Genomic DNA, 6,986 nt, shown 5'->3' on the forward strand with positions numbered 1-6,986 from the left:
GCATCTATGGTTTAGGAACTATATTCTGGAAGTTGCAACGGGCTACAATGTCTTTCATGTCAAGATAAGCCTGACGTGCCCGGTTAATGTAGTCAAGGAAACAGGGTATTTCTTCAAGAAATAGGGCCTGTGGGCCGTCACAAAGGGCTCTGTGTGGGTCAGGGTGAAATTCCACCAGCACCATATTGGCCCCGGCAATAACTCCCTGGGCGGCTACATGGTAAATGTCTTTTATGCCATCAGGGGCAGCTACCCTAGAGCCAATGGGGTGAGAAGGGTCCACGCAAACAGGAAGCCTGGTAAGCCTTTTGATAACCGGCACGTGGCCAAAGTCAACCAGGTTACGATGAGGGTCTCCCAGGTGGGTTCTTACCCCGCGCAGGCAAAAGATGATGTTGTGGTTGCCTTCGCTGGCAATGTATTCGCAGGCATTAAGGCTTTCATCTATGGTTAGCCCCATGCCGCGTTTGTAGAGCACAGGGAATTCTTGCTGATTTCCAACAGCCTTAAGGAGTTCAAAATTCTGGGCGTTTCTCGTGCCGATTTGCAACATAACACCAGTGGGGTGGCCTGCTTTTTCTAAGGCCTCCCAGATTTCGTCTATGTGGTGAGGGGAAAGCACTTCCATAGCGATAATAGCTATGTCATACTTGCCGGCTAATTCAAATAACCAGGGGAGACATTCTTTGCCATGCCCCTGAAAGTCGTAGGGAGAAGTTCGGGGTTTATAGGCTCCCATACGAGCCGTGCGGACGCCGGCTTCTTTCATGGCCTTGAAAATGGCTTCTACGTTTTCTTTGGTATCAGCGGCACAAAGGCCCATAAAGACATGAAAAGAATTCTGGTCAAAATGAAGGCCTTTATAATCAAAGCCTATGGGCTCAAGATCTCCATGACGGCCAATCTGGCGGTACTTGGCTGAAACCCTTACCGCCTTTTCCACCCCGGGAAGGCTTTTAACTATTTCCAGAGGAACCTTCTGGGTGTCCCCTATCAAATGGATCTCAATGACTTTGCGAGTTTCACCTTGGTACTCCGCAGTTAAAGTCTTTACTCCTTTAAACTCGTTGAGGTACTTGAGTAAAAATTTAAATTCCGGGCTTTCTTGGGTAATTTCTGGCTTGAGAATGATAATCATCTAAAACCACCTCCAGCAAAACTTTTAAAGCATTGTACCCCTCATTTTGTGCTTTGCAATTTTTTGCAATTTATTAATGCGAGCATTGCGAGCGGAGCGAAGAAATCTCTATCCCGAGCAGTAGCGAAGGGAGCAGAAATCGCCACGGCGACTACGTCGCCTCGCGATGACGCTCTATTGTAAAAGATAATCCCAAATACACAGTTGGGGGACACTCCTCTTACGCACTTCTTTCTTAGGGACAACAAAGGTGTGTCCCGGAGCGTTAACAAAAATCTAAAAGCTCGGTAATCACGTCGCCTTATCAAGAGATTATTTGCCTGTCCCCAAAAGCTTCCACTCATCCGACTAGCCCGAGTTGTTTTTCAAAAAAATTTAACAATTTGAGAAAAAAACAAAATAAAAGAACTTGAAGTATCAAAAAAATTGATTAAACTGGCGGTTAACTCATAATTAAAATTGTTACAAAAAATTAAAAAGGGGTTGATAAAATGGCTCTTACTCTAAGGCAATTGGAAATATTTCTGGCGGTAGCCGAAACAGGCCATGTAACCACGGCGGCGAAAAAAATTTTCCTTACCCAGTCAGCGGTAAGTATGGCTATTTCAGAAATGGAAAATATACTAAATGGTCCTCTTTTTGACCGCCAGGGGAAAAAGCTAGTTTTAAATGACCGGGGTAGATTTTTGCTCCCCCACGCCCGCGAAATCGTTAATAAAATTCGCAACCTTGAGCTTCTGCTGTCAGAACCTGAAGACAAAATTGTTGGTACCCTTCATGTAGGGGCCAGCACCACTATTGGTAATTACGTGATGCCTTTTATTGTTAGTGCTTTTATTGAAAAATATCCCGAGGCAGAAATAAAACTCATCGTGGGAAATACCCGCCATATTGAAAACCAGGTAGAAGAAGGAATTTTAGATATTGGCTTTGTGGGTGGGTCAATCCAAAGTGATAAAATTGCCGTTAAACCCTGGCTTGAAGACCGGCTCTATATAATTGCCGGCTCCAATCATCCGCTGGCTAAAAAAGAAAAAGTTACCCTCAAAGACTTAGAAAAAGCCCGTTGGATTGTGCGAGAAGAAGGTTCAGGGGTGGCTGAAATTTTTGAAAACGTCATTGCCAAACAGCTTCCCAAAATAAATGTATTCTTGCGCTTGGGACATACAGAAGCCATTAAAAAGGCGGTAGAAGCAGGACTTGGTATAACCTGCCTTTCAGCGCTTACCGTGTGCCGCGAAGTAGAACACGGCTGGATTAAAATTCTTGATGTCCCCGAGCTTGATATAAGCCATCGTTTATCCACGATACTCAGGAAAGATAAGCTCAAAACTAAATTGCTTTCTGAATTCATGAACTTCTGTGAGGTTCTTAAAGAGTGTTGCCAGGCCCAAAATGCCTGTTTTACCTCTCCAGAGCAACTGGTTTCAATTCTTTCCAATTATGAGGCTATCCCAACATAAATGAAATAATAAATGGAAAAGGTTCACTTAAATGAAGAAAAATGGGGGGCCATTTTAAGGCCCCTTCGCTTTGTAAGTAAAAATAAATTTGCCAATCTCCCCAAAGTCAAAAACCTTGAACACACTTTAAAAGAAGCCTTAGAGCGCATTAAAGATGCTCTTCCTCCTGGAATTTACCAAGAAATTCATTCCCTTTTAGAAGATTTAGAAGCCGTTTCTTTAGAAGAAAAAAAGCTTCGTATTAAGAAGATATTTTCTCTGCTTGAAGAAGGCCCTCAAAAAGAAGCTAATAATCTACCTTCCTTTGAAGATGTTCCTATAGACATAGAGACTTATTATTCCTACCGGAAAGAACTGGCCAAACCGGTTCAATTCCTTAAGGGTGTTGGCCCTAAAATCGCCCATAAGTTAGCTAAACGGGAGATCAAAACCGTAGAAGATTTACTTTTCTTTTTACCAAAAGCCTATGAAGACCGCCGCCGAATGCAGCCCATTGGTGGCCTTCGCGTTGGAGAACAGGCAGTGGTAGAAGGCGAAGTCATCCTTTCCGGGGTAGTTAAATTTAAAAAACGGCGGGTCTTTGAAATAGTGATTTCTGACGGAACCGGGCTTTTAGCGGCCAAGTGGTTCCATTTTAACGAAAAGCGCTACCGGGAGACTTTTCGCCCGGGGCGTAAGGTCATTCTGGCTGGAGAGATTTCCGCTTTTGCCGGGCGCAAGGAGATAGTTCATCCTGAAGTAGAGTTTCCTGAAGATGAAAAAATAGGCCTTCATGTGGGAAGAGTCCTTCCGGTTTATCCTGTGGTTGAGGGAGTCTCTCCCAAGGTCTTACGCCGCATTATCGCTCACGCTGTAGAAGAATATGCCGAAAAGGCTGTAAGTCCTATCCCGGCAAAAATTTTGAAAAAAAGAGGTCTTCTCCCTCTTCCTTTGGCTCTTAAAGGGATACACTTCCCTGACCCTGGAGATGATATTTATCTCCTCAACGAAGAAGAAAGCGTTTACCACAAAAGCCTTGCCTTTGATGAATTCTTTTATCTGGAGCTGGCCTTGGCTCTACGTAAATCTCAGATTGCAAGGGCCCCTGGTATTTCTTTTAAAACCCAAACACCAAGGGTTAAGAAATTCCTAAAAAGCCTTCCCTTTAAACTCACCAGGGCCCAGACCCGCGTCTTAAAAGAAATTGAAAAAGACATGGCAAACCCTTATCCCATGAACCGCCTTCTTCAGGGAGACGTGGGCTGTGGAAAAACAGTAGTAGCCTTTCTGGCTGCCCTCATCGCCATTGACAATGGCTATCAGGTAGCCCTTATGGCTCCTACGGAGATACTGGCTGAACAGCATTACTTGAATTTCAGAAAATACGCCGGGCTAATAGGGGTAGAAATAGCCCTTTTGACCGGAGGAAAGACCCCTCGCGAAAAAAAGACCATATACCAGGGCCTTGAAGAAGGGCATGTCCACCTGGCCATAGGAACTCACGCTCTATTTCAAGAAACCGTTGAGTTTAAGAAGTTGGGCCTGGTGATAGTAGATGAGCAACACCGTTTCGGGGTTTTACAAAGGGCAGCCCTCAGGCAAAAAGCTAAAGGCCTTGAACCAGACACCCTGGTTATGACAGCTACTCCCATTCCTCGAACACTGGCCATGACGGTTTACGGAGACCTTGATGTATCAATAATTGATGAACTACCCGCTGGCAGAAAGCCGGTTAAAACTTATCTCTTTACCGCTAAAGACCGACTCAAAGCCTACGAGGTAGTAAGGCGAGAACTGGCTAAGGGGCATAAGGCCTACGTAGTATTCCCTCTGGTTGAGGAATCTGAAAAAATGGATCTTTTGGCCGCTACCACCATGGCTGAACACCTGCAAAAAGAGCTTTTTCCCAGTTATAAGGTAGGCCTTTTGCACGGCAAAATGAAACCTGCGGAAAAAGAAGCAGCTATGACGGCTTTTAAGGAGGGCCGAACCCAGATTCTCGTTTCCACCACGGTTATTGAAGTGGGCGTAGATGTGCCTGAGGCCACGGTTATGGTAATTGAAAACGCTGAAAGATTTGGCCTCTCCCAACTTCACCAATTAAGAGGTCGAGTTGGTCGCAGTGCCAGAGAATCCTATTGCCTCCTGGTAGCCCACAAGCTAAAACCCGGCAGTGAAGCCTTTAGACGCCTAAAAATTTTGTGTCAGACCACTGATGGCTTTAAGATTGCAGAAGAGGATATGAAAATTAGGGGTCCTGGCGAAATACTTGGCACCAAACAGTCAGGATTTTTTGCCTTCAGGCGAGCTCACCCGGTGCGAGATTATGATATGCTCGTAATAGCCAGGGAAGAAGCCTTTGCCTTATTAGAAGAAGACCCTTTGCTTGAAAAATATCCTTTGCTTAAAGAAATTCTCATGGAAAGATGGCAGGAGCGATTAAAACTTTCGGAAGTGGCTTAGGAGGAAAAAATGACCATAGCTATAGGCATTATAGGTTTGGGTACGGTGGGTTCAGGAACGGTAAAAATCATTTTTGAAAATCAAAGTCTGATAAAAAAGCGCCTGGGTTGTCCTCTTTTGATAAAAAAAATCGCCGTAAGAGACCCGTCCCTTCCTCGCCTGGTTCAGGTGCCTGATACCCTTCTTACCACTGAGGTAGAAAGTCTTTTTCGGGACCCTGAAATAAAAATCGTGGTAGAGCTAATTGGTGGCCTTGAGCCAGCACGCACTTTTATTTTAGAAGCCATTAAAGCGGGTAAACATGTGGTAACCGCCAATAAAGCGGTTCTGGCGGAACATGGCCAGGAAATTTTTAAAGCAGCGAGAGATGCCGGAGTTGATGTAGCCTTTGAGGCCGCTGTGGGCGGAGGTATTCCTATTATAAAAACCTTAAAAGAAAGCCTTGCTGGCAACCGTATTCTTTCCTTAACCGGGATTATTAACGGCACCTGCAATTACATTCTTACTCGTATGACTGAAGAAAATATTACTTTTGAAGAAGCTCTCTTACAGGCACAGAAGGAAGGTTATGCTGAAGCCGACCCCAGCCTTGACATTGACGGCCTTGATGCCGCTCACAAGCTGGCCATCCTTACCACCCTGGCCTATGGCACTGAAGTTTCCCTTAACGATATTTATGTAGAGGGTATTCGCGATATTGAGCCCACAGATATTGCTTTTGCCAGAGAATTTGGTTTTGTAACCAAGCTTCTGGCCATGTGTAGAGAAACTGAAACCGGCCTTGAAGTAAGGGTGCTCCCCACTTTAATACCGGAGAAACACGTGCTGGCTTCAGTTAGAATGGCCTATAATGCTTTTTATATAAGGGGAGATGCGGTAGGCGATGTTTTGCTTTACGGACTTGGAGCCGGGCAGCTCCCTACAGGAAGCGCCGTGGTAAGCGACATCATTGATATCGCCAGAAATATCCTTACTGGCGGAAGCGGCCGCGTTCCTCCTCTTTCCTATCAATTAAGCAACCTTGTCAGGCTTCCCATTAAACCTATGGAAGAAATTACGTGCCGTTATTATTTTCGTTTTTCCGTGCTTGACCGCCCGGGGGTATTGTCCAAAATAGCTGGTATCCTGGGTGAGAACAATATAAGTATCGCTTCAGTAATTCAAAAAGGGCGCGAAGAAGGCGGGCCTGTGCCTATCGTAATGCTAACCCATGAGGCCAAGGAGGCATCAGTTCGCCAGGCTTTAAAAGAAATAGATCAGCTTGACGTGGTTACTGCGCCCACCAAGCTTTTGCGTATTGAAAAACCCTAAGTGTTGTTAGGAGCAACTTATGAAGATAGAGACTTACCGCGGGGCACCGTTTGTGGATAGGGAAGAGGAGATAGAGTTTTTTGTGGACTGGTTCAGTGAAGTGCCGCAGAGGATACTCTGGGTATATGGCCCAAAGTCAAGTGGTAAGACCACGGTGATTGAGTATGTGGTGGAGAAGAGGCTGCTCGGTGAGGGTAATTGGTGGGAGGAGGGCAAATTCTGGGTGAAGTATATCAATTTGCGTCGGAAGCTTATTTCCAGCTACAAGACTTTTTTGCACGCATTTATAGTGCCAGAAGACGTATATAAAGAGACGGTAGAGAACAATAAGAGTTTTAGTTTGAGGGTATTTCCCATTGAGAGGAAGAATCTAAAGGAGATAGAGGCCAGGGAGAAGGATTTATTTGAAGTTTTAATGGAGAAGATAGAAGAAGAGAGCAGGCACAGGAGGGCTATTTTAATAATAGATGAGATACAGAAGTTGCAGGACCTTTACATAAACAGTGAGAGGGAATTGTTAAAGGAGTTTTTGAATTTTTGTGTAAGTTTGACGAAAGAGAAGCACTTATGCCATGTAGTGATACTCACATCAAACACGGTGTTTAGGTAGTATTTCAGTAATTGTGTCCGAA

Annotated in this window: 5 protein-coding genes; 4 read left to right on the plus strand and 1 reads right to left on the minus strand. The window is 44.8% G+C overall.

Going from position 1 to position 6,986, the window contains the following annotated elements:
- Window positions 1–4 precede the first annotated feature (4 nt).
- Window positions 5–1,138, minus strand: a complete 1,134-nt coding sequence (locus tag TH606_RS08410) for a 3-deoxy-7-phosphoheptulonate synthase (RefSeq protein WP_068542875.1) — start codon at window positions 1,136–1,138, stop codon at window positions 5–7.
- A 491-nt stretch (window positions 1,139–1,629) separates the two neighbouring features.
- On the opposite strand from TH606_RS08410, the gene TH606_RS08415 reads away from it, so the two are divergent.
- From TH606_RS08415 to TH606_RS08430, 4 genes are read left to right on the plus strand one after another with little or no spacing between them, the layout of a single operon-like run.
- Complete coding sequence (locus tag TH606_RS08415) at window positions 1,630–2,601, plus strand: LysR family transcriptional regulator (RefSeq protein ID WP_068542877.1); 972 nt, start codon at window positions 1,630–1,632, stop codon at window positions 2,599–2,601.
- Between the two features lie 12 nt (window positions 2,602–2,613).
- On the plus strand, window positions 2,614–5,043 hold the full coding sequence (gene recG / locus TH606_RS08420; protein ID WP_068542879.1) for an ATP-dependent DNA helicase RecG: 2,430 nt from the start codon (window positions 2,614–2,616) through the stop codon (window positions 5,041–5,043).
- A 9-nt stretch (window positions 5,044–5,052) separates the two neighbouring features.
- Entirely contained in the window at window positions 5,053–6,354 is a 1,302-nt protein-coding gene (locus TH606_RS08425) for a homoserine dehydrogenase (RefSeq protein WP_068542881.1), read from the plus strand.
- 19 nt (window positions 6,355–6,373) lie between these two features.
- The gene (locus tag TH606_RS08430) at window positions 6,374–6,964 is read left to right on the plus strand and encodes an ATP-binding protein (RefSeq protein ID WP_068542883.1); all 591 of its coding nucleotides are present in this window, start codon (window positions 6,374–6,376) and stop codon (window positions 6,962–6,964) included.
- Window positions 6,965–6,986 lie beyond the last annotated feature (22 nt).

Source organism: Thermodesulfatator autotrophicus (genome assembly GCF_001642325.1).
GTDB lineage: Bacteria > Desulfobacterota > Thermodesulfobacteria > Thermodesulfobacteriales > Thermodesulfatatoraceae > Thermodesulfatator > Thermodesulfatator autotrophicus.

Coding starts and splice junctions, on each gene's coding strand:
- TH606_RS08410 (WP_068542875.1), bottom strand. CDS start 1,138: ATGATTATCATTCTCAAGCCAGAAATTACCCAAGAAAGCCCGGAATTT.
- TH606_RS08415 (WP_068542877.1), top strand. CDS start 1,630: ATGGCTCTTACTCTAAGGCAATTGGAAATATTTCTGGCGGTAGCCGAA.
- recG (WP_068542879.1), top strand. CDS start 2,614: ATGGAAAAGGTTCACTTAAATGAAGAAAAATGGGGGGCCATTTTAAGG.
- TH606_RS08425 (WP_068542881.1), top strand. CDS start 5,053: ATGACCATAGCTATAGGCATTATAGGTTTGGGTACGGTGGGTTCAGGA.
- TH606_RS08430 (WP_068542883.1), top strand. CDS start 6,374: ATGAAGATAGAGACTTACCGCGGGGCACCGTTTGTGGATAGGGAAGAG.